Origin of the sequence: Paraburkholderia sp. CI2 (assembly GCF_014201055.1) — a bacterium.
GTDB lineage: Bacteria > Pseudomonadota > Gammaproteobacteria > Burkholderiales > Burkholderiaceae > Paraburkholderia > Paraburkholderia tuberum.
The window spans coordinates 24,464-41,545 of the sequence record NZ_JACHDL010000008.1 but is presented as its reverse complement, the minus strand read 5'-3'; the positions used below and the strand labels follow the sequence as shown (position 1 = coordinate 41,545).

Here is a 17,082-nt window from a genome sequence, read left to right as displayed (position 1 = left end):
GCGGACGCAGGAACGGCCGCGGCAGCTCCGGCCGATTGTAATAAGGGTCCCGACGTCAGCGCAACCAAATTTTCAAATTACGAGATCAATTCTCATAATGCGGAAAATTGCTGCAACGCAACCTGGTTTGACTGCCGATCGACTGATCCGCCGGCTAGTTTGCACCGATTAACTGCACTTTCCGTGCTTTTTTGCGCCATTTGTCGGGGACGTGCTGAGCTACAATGCCACGCATGTTGACCGAACGGCTCTTCTCTCGCTCGGCGCGCACCGCGGGTTCGCCGGCGGATTCGTCGCCGTCCTCGCGCTGGCACCACGGACCCTGGTGGTCCAATTCCTATTTGCTGACGCCGCTCCTGTCGATCCTGGTGTTCCTGGTCGTCATGAGCCTGATTCTGTGGAGTCTGAACCGGCGCGAGCAGCAACAGCAGGAAGACACGCTGTACCGCAACGTCGCGTGGGCGCAGCAGCAGATCCGCCTGTCGATGACGGGCGCGCAAGAGCAGATCCAGGCACTCGCGCGCGACCTCGCCGCCGGCCATGCCGACGAGCATTCGTTCCAGGTGAGCACCACGGACATCATGCAGGGGCATCCTGAGATCCTCTACATGAACTGGTACACGGGCCAGCAGCAGCCGCGCTGGCCCAACGCCGCGCCGCCGGTGCTCGGCCAGCGGCTCGCGCGTCCGAACGACGCGCAGATGGACGAAGCTGTCAAGGCCGGCTTCGCCGAGGCGCGCAACACGCGCCGCCAGGTGTACTCGCCGCTCATCTACGACGACCTCGGCAACGGCTTCATCACGCTGCAAACGCCGATCTTCCGCGACCGCGATTTCCTCGGCACCATCGCCGCGGTGTTCTCGGTGGAAGGCATTCTGAAGCGCGACATCCCGCCCGAGCTGTCGGCCAAATACAAGATCTCGATCATCGACGCGAACAACCGCGAGTTGACCACCACGTCGACCCGCCCGCGCCTGCCGCGCGACATGTTCTACGACCTGCCGCTCGACCCGCCGGGCCAGGGCATTTCGGTGCGCGTGTACGCGTTCCCGCAGATCACCAACTTCACGAACAACACGCTGGTGTGGCTGGTGGCCGGCCTCTCCTGCTTCGTACTGTGGAGCCTGTGGAGTCTGTGGAAACACACGCGCCAGCGCTTCGAGGCGCAGCAGGCGCTCTACGCGGAAGCGTTTTTCCGCCGCGCGATGGAAAACTCGGTGCTGATCGGCATGCGCGTGCTCGACATGCACGGCCGCATCACGCACGTGAACCCGGCGTTCTGCCGCATGACCGGCTGGGACGAAAGCGACCTCGTCGGCAAGAGCGCGCCGTTCGCCTACTGGCCGCGCGACGCGTACCCCGAGATGCAGCGTCAGCTCGACATGACGCTGCGCGGCAAGGCGCCCTCGTCCGGCTTCGAGCTGCGCGTGCGGCGCAAGGATAGCTCGACGTTCCACGCGCGGCTCTACGTGTCGCCGCTGATCGACAGCTCGGGCCGCCAGACCGGCTGGATGTCGTCGATGACCGACATCACCGAGCCGAAGCGCGCGCGCGAAGAGCTCGCCGCCGCCCACGAACGTTTCACGACCGTGCTCGAAAGCCTCGATGCGGCGGTGTCCGTGCTCGCCGCCGACGAAGCCGAGCTGCTGTTCGCGAACCGCTATTACCGGCATCTGTTCGGCATCCGCCCGGACGGCCACCTCGAACTCGCGGGCGGCGGCTTCGACGCCTCGCAGACGTCGTCCGATTCGATCGACATGGTCGACACCTTCGTCGGCCTGCCCGCCGCCGCGCTGACCGAAAGCGCCGCCGACGCGCAGGAAATCTACATCCCCGGCATCCAGAAGTGGTTCGAGGTGCGACGCCAGTACATCCAGTGGGTCGACGGCCATCTCGCGCAGATGCAGATCGCGACCGACATCACGACCCGCAAGCGCGCGCAGGAACTCGCGCGCCAGCAGGACGAAAAGCTGCAGTTCACGAGCCGCCTGATGACGATGGGTGAAATGGCCTCGTCGCTCGCGCACGAACTGAACCAGCCGCTCGCCGCGATCAATAACTATTGCTCCGGAACCGTCGCACTGGTTAAATCCGGTCGAACGACGCCCGACAATCTGCTGCCGGTGCTCGAAAAGACCGCGCAGCAGGCGGTGCGCGCCGGCATGATCATCAAGCGCATCCGCGAGTTCGTGAAGCGCAGCGAGCCGAAGCGGCAGGCCACGCGGGTCGCGGATATCGTCGCAGACGCAGTGGGTCTCGCCGAAATCGAGGCAAGGAAGCGACGCATTCGCATCGTTACCGATCTGCGCTCGCGGCTGCCGGTGATCTACGTCGATCCGGTGCTGATCGAGCAGGTGCTCGTGAACCTGCTGAAGAACGGCGTCGAAGCGATGGCCGAAGCGCGCCCGAACGCGGTCGACCCAGTCATCCGCGTGGTCGTGCGACTGGAGAGCGGCTTCGTCTGCATCAGCGTCGTCGACCAGGGGCCCGGCGTCGACGAAGCGACCGCCGAGCGTCTGTTCGAACCGTTTTACAGCACCAAGTCCGATGGCATGGGCATGGGGCTGAACATTTGCCGTTCGATTATCGAATCGCACCGCGGTCGTCTGTGGGTGGTCAACAACGTCGAATCCGACGGCCACATCACGGGCGCCACGTTCCATTGCAGTCTGCCCATTGGGGAGCCTGACGGCCCGAGCAACGGCGGGTCCGAGGCGCCGATACCACAAACCGTTACGGGAGAGCTATGAACAGCCCAGTCACCACACAGGAAACCGTCTTTGTCGTCGACGACGACGAGGCCGTGCGAGATTCGCTGCGCTGGCTGCTGGAGGCGAACGGCTACCGCGTTCAGTGCTTCTCGAGCGCCGAGCAGTTCATCGACGCATGGCAGCCGCATCAGCATCCGGGCCAGATCGCGTGTCTGATCCTCGACGTGCGGATGTCCGGCATGAGCGGGCTCGAGTTGCAGGAACGCCTGATCGCCGACAACGCGTCGCTGCCGATCATTTTCGTGACGGGCCACGGCGACGTGCCGATGGCGGTGTCGACGATGAAAAAAGGCGCGATGGACTTCATCGAAAAGCCGTTCGACGAAGCCGAACTGCGCAAGCTCGTCGAGCGCATGCTCGACAAGGCACGCAGCGAAAGCACCAGCGTCCAGCAGCAGCGCGCCGCGGCCGAGCGCCTCGGCAAGTTGACCGCGCGCGAGCATCAGGTGCTCGAGCGGATCATCGCGGGCCGCCTGAACAAGCAGATCGCCGACGACCTCGGCATCAGCATCAAGACGGTCGAAGCGCATCGCGCGAACATCATGGAAAAGCTGAACGTCAACACGGTCGCCGATCTGCTGCGACTCGCGCTGTCGAACAAGCCGCAAACGGCGCAGTAACAGAGGCACGGGCGGCCTTTCGTCCGGAGGGGCCGTTGGTACGTGGCCGCCATCCGTGGCGGTTGCGTCGCCGGTTCGCGACGGCCTGACCGACGCCGAGTCCGGCGTGCGGGTGGCGTGCGAGCGGCCTGCCCCGCCGCTCGCAGTGCGCTTCCTGGCCGCCACAGGACCGCCGCCTCACCTCCCGGACGCTCCCACGCGCGCCGCGCGCCCCGAATCCACTGCGAAAGCGCGCCCCCGCGCCGGTATAATGTCGGACTTCGCGGCGGCGCCTTGCCCGAACCGGCAGCGCGCCTGTCGCAGGGCGACGGGGCTCCGTCAGCCAGCCGAAGCACGCCGTCGCGCGCCCCTCCGCGCGAGCGCTTCGCCCCGCCTGCCAAACCGTCTGTCCCGACCTGATTCCCGATCCCAATCTCGACCCAACGTTCGACCGACCATGACTGCCAAACTGATCGACGGCCTCGCCCTCTCCAAGACCCTGCGCGCCGACGTCGCGGCGCGCGCCGCCGCCCTGACCGCCCGCGGCCATCAGCCGGGCCTCGCCGTGATTCTGGTCGGCGACAATCCGGCCAGCGAAGTGTATGTGCGCAACAAGGTGAAGGCCTGCCACGACAACGGCCTCGGTTCGTCGTTCGACCGCTATCCGGCCGATCTGCCCGAAGCCGACCTGCTCGCGCGCATCGACGAGCTGAATCGCGATCCGGCCATCCACGGCATTCTCGTGCAGCTGCCGCTGCCGAAGCACATCGACAGCCACAAGGTGATCGAGGCGATCGCGCCCGAGAAGGACGTCGACGGTTTCCACGTCGCCAATGCGGGCGCGCTGATGACGGGTCAGCCGCTGTTCCGTCCGTGCACGCCGTACGGCGTGATGAAGATGTTCGCGGCCTACGGCATCGATCTGAAGGGCGCGAACGCGGTCGTGATCGGCCGCTCGAACATCGTCGGCAAGCCGATGGCGCTGCTGCTGCTCGAAGCGGGCGCGACCGTCACGATCTGCCACAGCAAGACGCGCGATCTGGCCGCGCACACGCGCAACGCCGACGTCGTGGTCGCCGCGACCGGTCTGCGCAACATCCTGACCGCGGACATGGTGAAGCCGGGCGCGACCGTGATCGACGTCGGCATGAATCGCGACGACGCCGGCAAGCTGTGCGGCGACGTCGACTTCGCGGGTGTCAAGGAAGTGGCCGGCCATATCACGCCGGTGCCGGGCGGCGTCGGCCCGATGACGATCACGATGCTGCTCGTCAACACGATCGAAGCGGCCGAGCGCGAGGCGGACGCGGCCAAGGCGTAACCGCCGGGCGGTGAGCGCGAGGCGGAGTGAGGCGACTCATCCGTCTCGTCCACCGGGTCATCACCCGCCCTTCTCTCTCGCGGAACCACCGCCTCCTTACCGCGTCGCCGGATCCCACGGCCCACGCCCTGCCCCAACGCGCGCCCAACGCGCCGCAACATCTGTTAATTTGTCAGCCGATGGATTGGAATCGGCGCCCCGCGCCCCAATAATGTCCGTAGCCGGTGCCGCCATGCGCCGTGCGCCGGGCGTCGAGCGACCCCAGCACGAGACGGCACGCGCGAGCGCCGCACTGCCCCCTTCACCCGCGTCAGACAGGAAGCCTTATGTCCACTACCGCCACGCATCAAGACAACCCGCTCCTCGATTTTTCCGATCTGCCGCGCTTTGGCTCCATCCGACCCGAACACGTGACGCCCGCCCTCGACGTGCTGCTCGCCGACGCGGCGGCCGCCGTCGAGCGTGCCGCGCTGCCGGCCACGCCCGCGTCGTGGGCCGACGTCGTCGAACCGGTCGAGCGCGCCACCGAGCCGCTGTCGCGCGCGTGGAGCGTGATCGGTCATCTCAATGCCGTCGCCGATACGCCCGAGCTACGCGCCGTGTACGGCGAGAACCTGCCGCGCGTGACCGAGTTCTGGTCGAGCGTCGGCCAGAATCTCGCGCTCTACGAGAAGTACAAGGCACTGAACGCCAGCGACGAATTCGCATCGCTGAACGGCGAACGCAAGAAGATCCTCAGCAACGCGCTGCGTGATTTCCGTCTGTCGGGCGCCGAGTTGCCGGAAGACCAGAAGCCGCGTTTCGCCGAATTGCAGGAGCGCCAGGCGGCGCTGTCGAAGGCGTTTTCGGATCACGTGCTCGATGCGACCAACGCGTATGCGTACATCGTCGATGCGGGCAACGAAACGCAACTGGCGGGACTGCCCGAAGACGTGATCGAAGCCGCGAAGGAAGCCGCCGAGCGAGACGGCAAGACTGGCTACAAGTTCACGCTGCACTTCCCGTCTTATTTCCCGGTCATGCAGTACTCGGAAAACCGTCCGATGCGCGAAGCGATGTATCGCGCCTATGTGACGCGCGCGTCCGAGCTCGGCGCGCAATACGGCAACGGCAAGACCGAGTGGGACAACACCCAGGTGCTCGCCGACGAACTGAAGCTGCGCACCGAAGAAGCGCAGATGCTCGGCTACGGCAACTTCGCCGAAGTGTCGCTCGCGCCGAAGATGGCCGAATCGCCGGCGCAGGTAATGGCCTTCCTCGAAGACCTCGCGACGCGCGCGCGTCCGCATGCCGAGCAGGACTGGAAAGAGCTGCGCGAATTTGCCGCGAGCGAACTCGGCATGACCGATCTGCAGCCGTGGGACATGACGTTCGCCGCCGAGCGCCTGCGCCAGAAGCGCTATTCGTTCTCGGAAAACGAAGTGAAGCAGTACTTCCCGGAAGACGCGGTGTTCAAGGGCCTGTTCAAGGTCACCGAGACGCTGTTTGGCGTGCGCATCCGCCGCGACGAAGCGGCCGTCTGGCATCCGGACGTGCGCTTCTTCCGCGTCGAGAATCAGGACGGCGGCCTCGTCGCGCAGTTCTATCTCGACCTGTATGCACGCGAAGGCAAGCGCGGCGGCGCCTGGATGGACGACGCACGCGGTCGTCACAAGCTCGCGCATGGCGCGGTGCAAACGCCGGTCGCGTATCTGACCTGTAATTTCTCGGCGCCGGTCGGCGGCAAGCCCGCCTGCTTCACGCACGACGAAGTGATCACGCTGTTCCATGAGTTCGGCCACGGCTTGCATCACATGCTCACGCGCGTCGATGAGCTCGGCGTGTCAGGCATCAACGGCGTCGAATGGGATGCGGTCGAGCTGCCTTCGCAGTTCATGGAGAACTTCTGCTGGGAGTGGGACGTGCTGTCCGACATGACCTCGCACGTCGATACCGCGAAGCCGCTGCCGCGCGAGCTGTTCGACAAGATGCTCGCCGCGAAGAACTTCCAGAGCGGCCTCGGCACGCTGCGGCAGATCGTGTTCTCGATGTTCGACATGCAACTGCATACCGGCTTCGACGCGAACGGCGCGAAGAGCGCCAACGAACTCGCGCGCGAAATCAACGAACGCTTCCACGTCGTGCCGCAAGCGCCGTTCTCGCGCTGGCCGAATACGTTCAGCCATATTTTCGCGGGCGGTTACGCGGCCGGCTACTACAGCTACAAGTGGGCCGAAGTGCTGTCGGCCGACGCGTACGCGGCGTTCGAGGAAGCCGCGCAAGCCGCGGGCAGCGTGCTCGATCAGTCGACCGGCATGCGTTATCGTCGCGAGATTCTCGAAGTGGGCGGCAGCCGTCCGGCGATGGAATCGTTCAAGGCGTTCCGTGGCCGCGAGCCGAATATCGATGCGCTGCTACGGCATAACGGCATGGCGCCGGGTGCCGCGCACTGAGCGATTGAAACGTCGCGATGATCGTTCGTTCGGCCTGGATGCGATGGCGCTGAATGAACGATGCCGATAGAAAAACCGGCGGTCTGCTCGCGCAGGCCGCCGGTTTGTCATTGATGCGCGAGATATGTCGCTACGCGCGATGCAGCTTGAAATCGACCTGCTCAGGCCGCCCTTCGAGCGATAACGACACGCTCGCGGCCGGCGCGCGGCCGACCACCCTGCCCCGGCTCACCACCACGAGCCGCGCGGCGCGCAGACGGATCGCCTCGATCTCGTCGCGCGCATCGAGCACGACGAGATTGGCCGCGCATCCGGGCGCGATGCCATAGTCTTCCAGACCGAGAATGCGCGCCGCGTTCACGGTCACCGCGTCGAAACAGGCGTGCATGCCGTCGACGCTGGTCATCTGCGCAACATGCAGGCCCATCTGCGCGACTTCGAGCATGTCGGCCGAACCGAGGCTGTACCACGGGTCCATCACGCAGTCGTGGCCGAACGCGACCGTGATGCCCGCGGCCAGCATCTCCGGTACCCGCGTCATGCCGCGCCGTTTCGGGTATGTGTCGCTGCGGCCTTGCAGCGTAATGTTGATCAGCGGATTCGCGATCGCCGCGACGCCCGACTCGCGAATCAACGGCAACAGCTTGCTCACGTAGTAGTTGTCCATCGAATGCATCGACGTCAGGTGCGAACCGGCGACACGTCCGTGCAGGCCGAGCCGGTGCGTTTCGGCCGCGAGCGTTTCGATGTGGCGCGATAGCGGATCGTCCGATTCGTCGCAATGCATATCGACGCGCAAGCCCTTTTCGGCCGCGTACTCGCACAGCATGCGCACCGACTGCGCGCCGTCGGCCATCGTCCGCTCGAAATGCGGAATGCCGCCGACCACGTCGACGCCCATGTCGATCGCGCGCTTCAGATTATCGAACGCGCCGGCGCTGCGCAGCAGACCGTCTTGCGGGAAGGCAACCAACTGCAGATCGAGATACGGCGCGACGCGGCGCTTCACTTCGAGCAATGCCTCGACCGCGAGCAGACGCGGATCGCACACGTCGACGTGGCTGCGGATCGCGAGCAGGCCGCGCGCGACCGCCCAATCGCAATACTGCATCGCGCGTTCGATCAACGCTTGCTGCGTGAGCTCGGGCTTCAGCTCGCCCCATAGCGCGATGCCTTCGAGCAGCGTGCCCGACGCGTTCACGCGCGGCAAACCGTACGACAGCGTCGCGTCCATATGGAAATGCGGGTCGACGAACGGCGGCGTGACGAGCGAACCGGCCGCGTCGATTTCGTCGCGCGCGCTCGCGGCCAGGTTCGGCTCGACGGCGACGATACGGCCCGCATCGATGCCGATGTCGATTGGGGACTGGTGATGCGGGGACAGCTGCGCGGCACTGCGCGGCAGCGTCGCGTGGCGGATGATCAGATCCATGTTCGCTCCGGTTGATCGCGTTCGGACTCGCTACGATTCTATCGGCGCCAGAAAAATGCGGGCACCGATGCGTACCGGCGCGCAGGCCGAAATCCGTACCGGCTGCGCGCGATGCGACGCGCCTATACTCGCCGTTTCGGCCATGCATTGACGGAGCGTACAGATGAAAACGATCGGCGTGATCGGCGGAATGAGCTGGGAGTCGTCCACCGAATATTACCGGCTGCTGAACCGCCACGCGAAGGCGCGGCTCGGCGGCCATCACAACGCGCGCAGTCTTCTGCTGACCGTCGATTTCGCGTCGATCGAGGCGAACCAGCGCGCCGGCGACTGGCACGCGCTCGGCGAACAGATGGCCGACGCCGCGCGCCAGCTCGAACGCGGCGGCGCCGATCTCGTGATTCTTGCGACGAACACGATGCATCGCGTGTGCGAATCGATCGAGCAGGCGATCACGGTGCCGTTCCTGCACATCGCCGATCCGACCGGCGCGGCGCTGCGCGCGGCGGGCGTCGAGCGGGTGGGCCTGCTCGGCACGCGCTACACGATGGAGCAGACGTTCTATATGGGCCGGCTGCGCGAGCGCTATGGACTCGACACGCTCGTGCCTGATGAGGACGAACGCGCGGACGTGCACCGCATCATTTACGACGAGCTATGCCACGGTAACGTGGCCGACGCGTCGCGCAAGGTTTATCAACGCGTGATCGAGCATCTGGCCGCGCGTGGCGCGCAGGCGGTGATACTCGGCTGCACCGAGATCACGCTGCTGATCAAGCCCGAAGATTCGGTGCTGCCGGTGTTCGATACCACTGCGTTGCATGCGCAGGCGGCGGTGGAGTGGGCGATCGGGGCGGAGTGAAAATGGGCGCGGGGCTCTGGTTTTGCGCCGGAAGGAAAACAGATTCGCCTCCCTTTGGCGGTGAGAGAAGGCGCGAGTCGAAAGCGATAGATCGACACTGAGAACGTCCCGTGCATAGACGTCGGACCGCACCGAACTGTCCGCAACTGGCAACAAGCCGATTATTCGCTCAGAACGCGCTGGATCTCGTCGAGAAAAGAGGCGGTTGTGTAGCCCCAGCCTTCGGGACGAAACCCCCTCCTGAACACCTGTTTGAAAGTGGCGTCCAGGTCACTCGGATGTTCGCTCCTGAACGAGTCAATTTCGCGAATCAAATTTTCATAATCGTAAGGGCTGTCTTTCTTGTAACACGCGACAATTTCTTGCACGTTCTCCCCGAACAGGTCGAAGTCCTGGCCGAAATACACATTAAAAATATGCTCCATTGCTGGATAGCGCTCGGAGTAACTCATTGATTTCTCATTCAGGGTAGGCGGTAAGGACGTAATATGGCATGCCGTTATAGGTTTCGTATTTCAGGACGACGAACACCTGGTTTATGCGCGTGAGTGTGCCTGTTTCCCGCGTCACTCCATATCCAATGTCGCCTGAGACGACTTTGGTTACCATGATCGTCGCGCTTCGAGTCGAAGACTGCGCCCACGTCCTGATTCTTCCAGCATTGGCATCCACTGCTTCAGAAATGGCACGTTCGGCCTGCTCGAGATTTGTGAATGACGACACGATGACTCGCCCGGACTCGCGTTTCAGCCGCTCCCTGAGCCATGCTTCGTTCTTACCAACATGCTTCTGGAGCGTGTGCCCTCCGAGCCTTGGATTGAGCGCTTTCGCCTCGTGCATTTGCAGATGGATCCGGCCCATCGTAACGCTGGCCGCACGTGCTGCCTTGATCGAGCCAGCAAAGCCGAACGGCACGGCCATCTCGATAGACAGGCCGATCTGGCCTGCCAGGTCAGGGCTGACCCGCATCGCCTCTGCCAGCTTTGTCGTGCCATGCTGAGTCAGGCTGGCGGTATCGCGCCCTATCCAGACCTGACGCAGGCCCGCCGCGGCCGTGTCCGAACCATGCGCCCCGAACACTACACACCCGGCCTTGCTTGCCATCGTCGGTTCGGGCAACACGCACAGCGCTGCCGCTCCGGCCATTTCAAGCACCCCGCCGACAACCTGCAAACCGCCCCACAGACGGTTGGAAAGCATTTCGGTGGGGCTAATCGACTGGCGAGCCAGTACGGCCGACAGTTGCGGGGCGCTCAGTCGTACGCTCCCACTACTTTCCTGAGCCGGTGGAAGAAGCATTGCGCCTTGACAATAAATGACAGTTTTTCAGAGTTTGCCGGATTGAATCGGGACGGCTCGCAGGGTAAAAGCGTTCAGGGGCGAAATGAGTCCCGCATCGCGGCCTTTCACCACTATTGCAGTCCCGATGTACTGGGCCGCGTCTCCCCGACAACCAGCAAGGAGGCCAGCCGATGGCGGACCTGCAAGCCGCACTGCACGCCATACCAGGGCGGCAGGCGTATCACCTCGACGTACCCGGCACGGACAGCGCGCCGGCCCTGTCGGTCGTGTCGTTCGAGGCCACCGAAAGGATGGGTGCGCCGACCGAGGTGCGCATTACGCTGACCCACCCTCAGCAGCTTGCGCGCGCGGACTACCTGAACCGCGACGCGGCGTTTTCCATCGTGGCCGACGATGGGGCCATGCGCAAGTTTTCCGGGTTCATCGCGCGCTTCTCGACGGTCCAGACCACGAAGGATTTCACGAAGTACGAAGTTCTCCTGAAGTCGTACTTCGGACGGCTTGAGGCCGTCACGACCACGCAGCCTTACCAGCACCTCACGACACCGCAGATCATCCAGGCCATCCTGCGCCGGCACGGTATCCCGGATCACCTGGTGGCGTTGCGCCTGCGCCGCCAGTATCCGGTTCACCTGTGGCGCTTCCAGTACCAGACGAACGATCTGGCCTATGTCCAGATGCTGATGCAGAAGGCGGGCATCTACAGCTACATCGTGGAAACGGAACATGGCGACATGACCGTCTTTGCCGATGACTTGGATCACTACCTTTACGACGAGCCGCAACGGATCGTGCCGTACCGCGAGGCGGCGGGACTCGAAGCGGACGGTGTGGAAGCCGTCACGACTATCAGGACCCATACCGTGACGGTGCCGCAGTCGTTCACGGTCGCGGACTATAACCCTGAGAGCGCCTGGGAACGTTTCCGCGACACGGCGAATGTCGCGCCTCAGGACCCGACCACCTACGGCCAGCCTTATCTCTACGGCACGAATCACCTTGACCAAGCGGGTGCGAAGTGGGAGGTGCAGCTCCGCCACGAAGCGGCGATTGCGCGGCAGGTCGTGTACGAAAGCGAGAGTAACGTGCTGGCGTTGCAGTGCGCGAGCGTGCTGGAGACCGATATCGTGCTGCCCGACGCGCCCAAAGGCCAGGTCATTGTCGAGCTCACGCACAGCGGCGCACGCGATGCGTCCTATTCGAACAGCTTCAAGGCGATTCCCGCTGACCGGCGTTTCCGGCTCCAGTTCGAGCCGGAAAAGTGGGCTCGCATTTCCGGCGCGCTCTCTGCCCGAATTTGCAGCCCGGACAAATACACCTATGGCTACCTGAACGCGGCGGGCTACTACGTGGTTCGGCTTGATGCCGACTTCGGCACCTGGCCCAAGGGTGGCGAGAGCGTGCCTCTGCGTCTCGCAAACACGACACGTCAGGAAGGGCGAAGCCATGCCGCAGCTTGTCATGAACGATCCCCGACCCATTCCGTTCCTCGACGCATTGCTCGGCATGCGCGTGCACCGTACCAATGCGACGTGGAGCCTTGTCGCCTGCGGCGAGCAGACGTAGGGGCGGCTCGGAACGCGAGCAAGTAGTAAGAGTGACTAACGCAATCTGGGCATTGTTCATAGGACTTTGAGAGGACCCGTGGTCTTGACTATAACTATTCTCGTCATCCTCGTCGCGGTGCTGCTGTGGCGGTACTCTGTTGCCTCCAAGGCGTTGTCGGCAAGCAGGAAGGAGTCCACTGACCTAAGCGCGCGCTTCGAAGTGTTGCGAACGGTGAAAGAGGAAAACGACGCTACTAATGCGCATGCAATAGCTGCCTTGAGGGAGCAACTGGCAGCAACAACGGCCGACAGGGACTCCCTTTCCCAGTTTGTCAGCATACGCGACACCTCGGTCGAGGCCGATCGCATCAGAGCCGAAGCGGCACAAATCCTGAACTTCGCCAAGAGCAAATCAACCGCATCGCTCGCGGCCACAGAGGAAGAGGTCACGCGACTGATGGCAGAGGCGAACGCTGCGGCCAGACAGAAGCGTGGCGAGGCGGAGCAGATGATTTCTCGCGCCAGCATGCAAGCAGCAAAGGTTATCGAGGATGCCAGCAAAAGAGCGGAGGAAATTGGCGGCGATGCCCTGCGCGCGCTACAGGACGCCGACAGCCTGACGGCGACTGTTGCCGCAATGAAAAACGTTATCGATGGCTATGGGGACTCCTACATGATCCCCAGCCACAGTTTGCTGGACGACCTCGCGGAGACCTACTCGCATACGGAAGCAGGAAAACAGCTCAAGGTCGCACGCGACTATTCGAAATTGATGGCAACGCAGAACCGCGCGGCTGAGTGCAACTACGTCGAAAAAATCCGCCGTGACACTGCTATCAGGTTTGTTGTCGACGCTTTCAACGGTAAGGTGGACTCCATCCTTTCTCGTGCCAAGGTAGACAACTTCGGCACGTTGCAACAGGAAATCAAGGATGCCGCCGCACTGGTGAACCACAATGGGGCGGCGTTCCGGAGCGCGCGAATTCTGAAGGAGTACATTGGCGCGCGCATCGAGGAACTGGTCTGGGCGGTGCGCACACACGAACTTCGCGAGCGAGAAAAGGAAGAGCAACGGCAGATTCGCGAGCAGATGCGTGAGGAGGAGAAAGCTCGTAGGGAGTACGAACGCGCGATGCGTGAGGCTGCGAGGGAGGAGGACCTGATTCGACGCGCGATGGAAAAGGCGCACGGCCAGATTGCGCGCGCAACGGAAGAGCAAAAGGCGCAGTTCGAAGCTCAGCTTGCAGAGCTTGAAGAAAAGCTGCGCCAGGCGGAGGAAAAGAATCAGCGTGCGCTTTCGATGGCGCAGCAGACGAAGGCTGGGCACGTCTACATCATTTCAAACATCGGCTCGTTTGGCGATCACGTTTACAAGGTTGGCCTGACCCGCCGTCTTGAACCTATGGATCGCGTCCGGGAGCTTGGTGACGCGAGCGTGCCATTCTCGTTCGATGTGCACGCCATGATCTGGTCCGAGAATGCTCCTGACCTCGAACGGACGCTGCATCGCAAGTTCTTCGAGGCGCAGGTCAACAAGGTGAATCCGCGCAAGGAATTTTTCCGCGTCGGGCTTGCGGATTTGCGTGCGACGGTAGAAGACATGGGACTGAATGTGTCGTGGACAATGACCGCCGCTGCTACGGAGTATCGCGAAAGTCTTTCGATTGCGCGCCAGATTGAGGCAGACCCGGAGCGGCGAGACAGGTGGTTCAGTCAACAGAATGCTTACGAGGCAGGCTTGGAGGGCGACGAGGAGAGTGAGCTTGAATCCGCATCACGGTAAGCGAACCGTTTCACAACTTCGGGCGAGGGATTATTGCGGCTAGAGCGGGAACACGAATCAAAATAATGCGTTTGACACCGATTCAGTTGATGTTTCCGATCACGTTTCCAATTTTCATGAAAATCACTTTTCAGATATCCAAAGCAAAATTGGCTACAGCACTCGCTCTTGCGATAGCCGCATTGGCGGTGACGCCGGTTTATGCTCGCAACTCGACGGCAGACGACTGGACCCAGCCAGACGAGGCCGACCTGACGCGCCACGGTCACTACATGAACCACGATGGCCATAATGTGCACGCTCCCTCAAGAACGAAAGATGGCGCTGTTCCTCCGGGCGCTACGGCCCATTGCGGTGACGGAAGCTACAGCTTCAGCCAGCATCGTTCGGGTACCTGCTCGCGGCACGGTGGTGTCGCCGAATGGGAATAGTTTGGCACTCAGCTCGCGGGCGCAGCTATCGGCCTGAAGGGCTCGGTGCCGTCCCGCTTCGGTGCGTACAGCTATGACGTACTCGCCGGTACCCCGGTCTATGCACCGGCCGGTTTCCCCGTGCCGGGCGTGACGCTCGGCTTTCAGGTGATCGGGCCAGTTCTAGTCATAAATGTATAGGTGCGAGCACGATGTGCGACGAGGATTTATCCGGTGTTCAAGTGAAAATGCACGTTCCTTCAGCTTGCTAAACTATTGCCCAGCCAAGAATAAGGAGAAACGAAGGTGGAGAATGTCGCGCGCATTGAAACGCACTACTACTTAAAGCATAACTCGCATTGCATGGACGCGTTCGTCCGAAATCGCTGCGAAGCGGAGTTTTTGGCCGCCGTGTCCTACATTGCCCAATGTTTGGGAGCAGAGCTTAGATTTGAGGCAAGCGTCCCTACGGAGGGCGGGTTTCGTGACATATGGAGGGTCGTGGTCCGCAAGGACAATAGGACTCTCACGGTACCCATTCTGGGCACACTTCTCTCTCTAGCCGTGCAGATTTGGCTTGCCCCGGCAAAGCCGAACGAGGAATTGGAGAGGCAGCAGTTGGAGATCAATCGCCTGAACATCGAGCACTTGAAAACGGAAAACCGGCGATCCGAACTGGAGGTTCAGAAGCTCCAGCGTGAGTTGAATACGGGCACTCCAACAACCAGTCGTCCGTTGCCGCCCGACGCAACAGCCAAGAAATCCAAATCGTCGTCAATCTACATTAAACTGGCTCAGCCCGAACAGTTGCTGTCGCCGAGTACATTCGGAGCGGACAAGCTCAGCCGTCTGAGCCTGCAAATGGACGCGAAGCTCAACCGCCGACGTTCCAATTTCTATAGGCAACTCCTTTCCTACAACTCCGTTACTGCTGTTGGCTTCCGGTGGTTACCTCAGGACGAACCGGCGCCAGAAGAGCAGGTTGTTCAGCGGGCGGATTTTTCGAACTTTGTGCTGCAAAGCGACAAGCTGGCGCCTGAGGTCAACGAGGCGATCATAGAGATTGTGGCACCGGTCATAACTCACGGCGATATCCAGTGGAAAGGGCGTTGGAATGACCAAGCCATTTCATTCACCATGGACGACAAGGCGTACAAGGAAGAGGTCTTGCATAACCGTGTCAGTTTTCAGCACGGGGATTCGATCCGGTGTGTGCTTGAAAGCGAGCGCAAACTCGACGAGTTTGGCAACGCTAAGGTAACGGGCCACCGCGTCACCACGGTGCTCGACAAAATTGAAGGAAGTGGTGAGATTCGCGAGACGCCACAGGGACGTAAGAAGCGCTTTGAAAAACGGCACGCCGACGGTCAATTCGGCTTGTTCGACGGTGAGAATGTTTGGGGTACCTGGTGAGTGGCCGGAATACACCGGCCTTGAACCGGTTACACCTAGGTTACACGACGCCAGAAATGCAAAAAAGGGTTACACGCCAGCGCGCTGTAACCCTTTGATTTCATTGGTTGCGGGGGTAGGATTTGAACCTACGACCTTCGGGTTATGAGCCCGACGAGCTGCCAGACTGCTCCACCCCGCGTCAGAGAAAAAAGAGTATATCGGATCGCTGACACAACGTCAAATGTTGGCGCGAAATACATATCGAGTGCGATCGAGCAAGCGGCACATTCACGCGGCGCGATGCGTCGCACGCGCTACGAAACATCGCAACGGCAAGTTGCACACTCCCCGCTCGCGCACGCGATAAGATGCGGGACTACCGCGAATCGGAGCAACTGGCCGGGACTTCATTCATCGTGCCTCGCCCGCGCGAACGCAACAACGCAAGAAGCTATCTTCATCGTTGAGCGGAACTTGATATGACGTATCCACCCGATGCAATTCTTGCTGCGCTGCCCGTGAAAACCTCTTTGCTCAAGTTGCGCAGGCATCGGCACCCATGCATGAAGAATCAACACGGCATTTAAATTTTTCTGCCGAGAGCACGGTCGCTCATGCTCATGCGTATTGCGCCATGAGTCGTCCCTTCGTGCTTCCAATCGATCATTTATTTGCGTAAGCGGGGATACCCGTTCACGCGATACACCATTTCTTTCAATCAAGACGGTTCATCTTGCTGCGCGCGGTGTGCGGCTTTCCTGCTCGGACGAACGCATCTTCCTGCGGCGGCTGTTGCTTTATTTGCGCGACCACGGTCAACGCCGCTCACCGGATTTGCGGACGGCAAATTTAAAGACATAAAAACGATTGGCGAGCTTTGCAACCGGCTATGCCCGGAGGAAGCTATGGGCCTGAAGTAACATCGGCTATAACCGCCCTGCCGATAGTGGCCACATCAGTGAGACCGCCATGACACTTCTATCTTTGGTCTTGCATCCTTCCAGGCGTGTCATCTCAGGTTCCCGGTATCGCGGCGCTTCGAAGGTCGCGGCTTCGCGCGCGAAGGGTTGAGCAACGCAATCGACCACGTCTTTAGCACGCTGCAACTGCGTCACGTAATGGCGAATTACCGGCCCGACAATCTGCGCAGCGCGCGACTCCTCGAGCGGCTCGGCTTTGAAAACGAAGGCCTCGCGCGTGCGTATCTGAAGATCGACGGCGCGTGAGC

Annotated in this window: 13 protein-coding genes, 1 tRNA gene and 1 pseudogene; 11 read left to right on the top strand and 4 right to left on the bottom strand. The window is 62.0% G+C overall.

All coding sequences use genetic code 11. From position 1 onward, the window contains the following. Nucleotides 1–233 precede the first annotated feature (233 nt). The 4 genes from fixL (at nucleotide 234) to HDG32_RS13440 (ending at nucleotide 7,123) form a co-directional block, all read left to right on the top strand. Nucleotides 234–2,750: an oxygen sensor histidine kinase FixL gene (gene fixL, locus HDG32_RS13455; protein ID WP_221307737.1), complete on the top strand. Its 2,517-nt coding sequence runs from the start codon at nucleotides 234–236 to the stop codon at nucleotides 2,748–2,750. Then, on the top strand, nucleotides 2,747–3,391 hold the full coding sequence (gene fixJ / locus HDG32_RS13450) for an oxygen response regulator transcription factor FixJ (protein WP_062129599.1): 645 nt from the start codon (nucleotides 2,747–2,749) through the stop codon (nucleotides 3,389–3,391). Before fixL ends, fixJ begins: the two co-directional genes overlap by 4 nt. A 436-nt stretch (nucleotides 3,392–3,827) precedes the next feature. Further along, entirely contained in the window at nucleotides 3,828–4,691 is an 864-nt protein-coding gene (folD, locus tag HDG32_RS13445) for a bifunctional methylenetetrahydrofolate dehydrogenase/methenyltetrahydrofolate cyclohydrolase FolD (RefSeq protein ID WP_090800818.1), read from the top strand. A 326-nt stretch (nucleotides 4,692–5,017) separates the two neighbouring features. Further along, nucleotides 5,018–7,123 carry a M3 family metallopeptidase gene (locus HDG32_RS13440; RefSeq protein ID WP_184067511.1) on the top strand — a complete coding sequence of 702 codons (2,106 nt, stop codon included), beginning with the start codon at nucleotides 5,018–5,020 and terminating at the stop codon, nucleotides 7,121–7,123. 130 nt (nucleotides 7,124–7,253) lie between these two features. On the opposite strand, the gene HDG32_RS13435 is transcribed toward HDG32_RS13440, so the two are convergent. After that, the gene (locus HDG32_RS13435) at nucleotides 7,254–8,555 is read right to left on the bottom strand and encodes an amidohydrolase family protein (RefSeq protein ID WP_184067508.1); all 1,302 of its coding nucleotides are present in this window, start codon (nucleotides 8,553–8,555) and stop codon (nucleotides 7,254–7,256) included. Nucleotides 8,556–8,718: 163 nt separating this feature from the next. On the opposite strand from HDG32_RS13435, the gene HDG32_RS13430 reads away from it, so the two are divergent. After that, the gene (locus HDG32_RS13430) at nucleotides 8,719–9,417 is read left to right on the top strand and encodes an aspartate/glutamate racemase family protein (RefSeq protein ID WP_184057359.1); all 699 of its coding nucleotides are present in this window, start codon (nucleotides 8,719–8,721) and stop codon (nucleotides 9,415–9,417) included. 161 nt (nucleotides 9,418–9,578) lie between these two features. Here HDG32_RS13430 and HDG32_RS13425 read toward each other — a convergent pair whose 3' ends face one another. Together HDG32_RS13425 and HDG32_RS13420 are read right to left on the bottom strand one after the other, a co-directional pair. Beyond that, complete coding sequence (locus HDG32_RS13425; protein ID WP_184067505.1) at nucleotides 9,579–9,869, bottom strand: contact-dependent growth inhibition system immunity protein; 291 nt, start codon at nucleotides 9,867–9,869, stop codon at nucleotides 9,579–9,581. Between the two features lie 7 nt (nucleotides 9,870–9,876). Beyond that, nucleotides 9,877–10,716 carry an RNase A-like domain-containing protein gene (locus HDG32_RS13420; protein ID WP_184067502.1) on the bottom strand — a complete coding sequence of 280 codons (840 nt, stop codon included), beginning with the start codon at nucleotides 10,714–10,716 and terminating at the stop codon, nucleotides 9,877–9,879. Nucleotides 10,717–10,889: 173 nt separating this feature from the next. Here HDG32_RS13420 and HDG32_RS13415 point away from each other — a divergent pair. The 5 genes and pseudogenes from HDG32_RS13415 to HDG32_RS13395 form a co-directional block, all read left to right on the top strand. Continuing rightward, nucleotides 10,890–12,137 (top strand): annotated as a pseudogene (locus tag HDG32_RS13415) (type VI secretion system Vgr family protein); the annotation flags it as partial. Nucleotides 12,138–12,363: 226 nt separating this feature from the next. Beyond that, nucleotides 12,364–14,049, top strand: coding sequence for a DUF4041 domain-containing protein (locus HDG32_RS13410; protein WP_311539830.1), 1,686 nt, complete (start codon nucleotides 12,364–12,366; stop codon nucleotides 14,047–14,049). A 116-nt stretch (nucleotides 14,050–14,165) separates the two neighbouring features. Then, a complete protein-coding gene (locus HDG32_RS13405) occupies nucleotides 14,166–14,480 on the top strand; it encodes a DUF3761 domain-containing protein (RefSeq protein WP_184068046.1) in 315 nt (104 codons plus the stop codon). Between the two features lie 45 nt (nucleotides 14,481–14,525). Next, entirely contained in the window at nucleotides 14,526–14,660 is a 135-nt protein-coding gene (locus HDG32_RS13400; protein WP_260336446.1) for a hypothetical protein, read from the top strand. Nucleotides 14,661–14,960: 300 nt separating this feature from the next. Continuing rightward, on the top strand, nucleotides 14,961–15,872 hold the full coding sequence (locus tag HDG32_RS13395) for a hypothetical protein (protein ID WP_184067499.1): 912 nt from the start codon (nucleotides 14,961–14,963) through the stop codon (nucleotides 15,870–15,872). Between the two features lie 104 nt (nucleotides 15,873–15,976). Here the strand turns inward: HDG32_RS13395 and HDG32_RS13390 are convergent. Beyond that, nucleotides 15,977–16,053, bottom strand: a tRNA-Met gene (locus HDG32_RS13390). A 781-nt stretch (nucleotides 16,054–16,834) separates the two neighbouring features. Here HDG32_RS13390 and HDG32_RS13385 point away from each other — a divergent pair. Next, nucleotides 16,835–17,080 carry a GNAT family N-acetyltransferase gene (locus tag HDG32_RS13385; protein WP_184068041.1) on the top strand — a complete coding sequence of 82 codons (246 nt, stop codon included), beginning with the start codon at nucleotides 16,835–16,837 and terminating at the stop codon, nucleotides 17,078–17,080. The last annotated feature ends 2 nt before the right edge of the window (nucleotides 17,081–17,082 follow it).

Excerpts from the sequence above, each read along its gene's own strand:
- folD (WP_090800818.1), top strand. The coding sequence starts at position 3,828 with ATGACTGCCAAACTGATCGACGGCCTCGCCCTCTCCAAGACCCTGCGC.
- fixL (WP_221307737.1), top strand. The coding sequence starts at position 234 with ATGTTGACCGAACGGCTCTTCTCTCGCTCGGCGCGCACCGCGGGTTCG.
- HDG32_RS13420 (WP_184067502.1), bottom strand. The coding sequence starts at position 10,716 with ATGCTTCTTCCACCGGCTCAGGAAAGTAGTGGGAGCGTACGACTGAGC.
- HDG32_RS13430 (WP_184057359.1), top strand. The coding sequence starts at position 8,719 with ATGAAAACGATCGGCGTGATCGGCGGAATGAGCTGGGAGTCGTCCACC.
- HDG32_RS13435 (WP_184067508.1), bottom strand. The coding sequence starts at position 8,555 with ATGGATCTGATCATCCGCCACGCGACGCTGCCGCGCAGTGCCGCGCAG.
- HDG32_RS13425 (WP_184067505.1), bottom strand. The coding sequence starts at position 9,869 with ATGAGTTACTCCGAGCGCTATCCAGCAATGGAGCATATTTTTAATGTG.
- fixJ (WP_062129599.1), top strand. The coding sequence starts at position 2,747 with ATGAACAGCCCAGTCACCACACAGGAAACCGTCTTTGTCGTCGACGAC.
- HDG32_RS13405 (WP_184068046.1), top strand. The coding sequence starts at position 14,166 with ATGAAAATCACTTTTCAGATATCCAAAGCAAAATTGGCTACAGCACTC.
- HDG32_RS13440 (WP_184067511.1), top strand. The coding sequence starts at position 5,018 with ATGTCCACTACCGCCACGCATCAAGACAACCCGCTCCTCGATTTTTCC.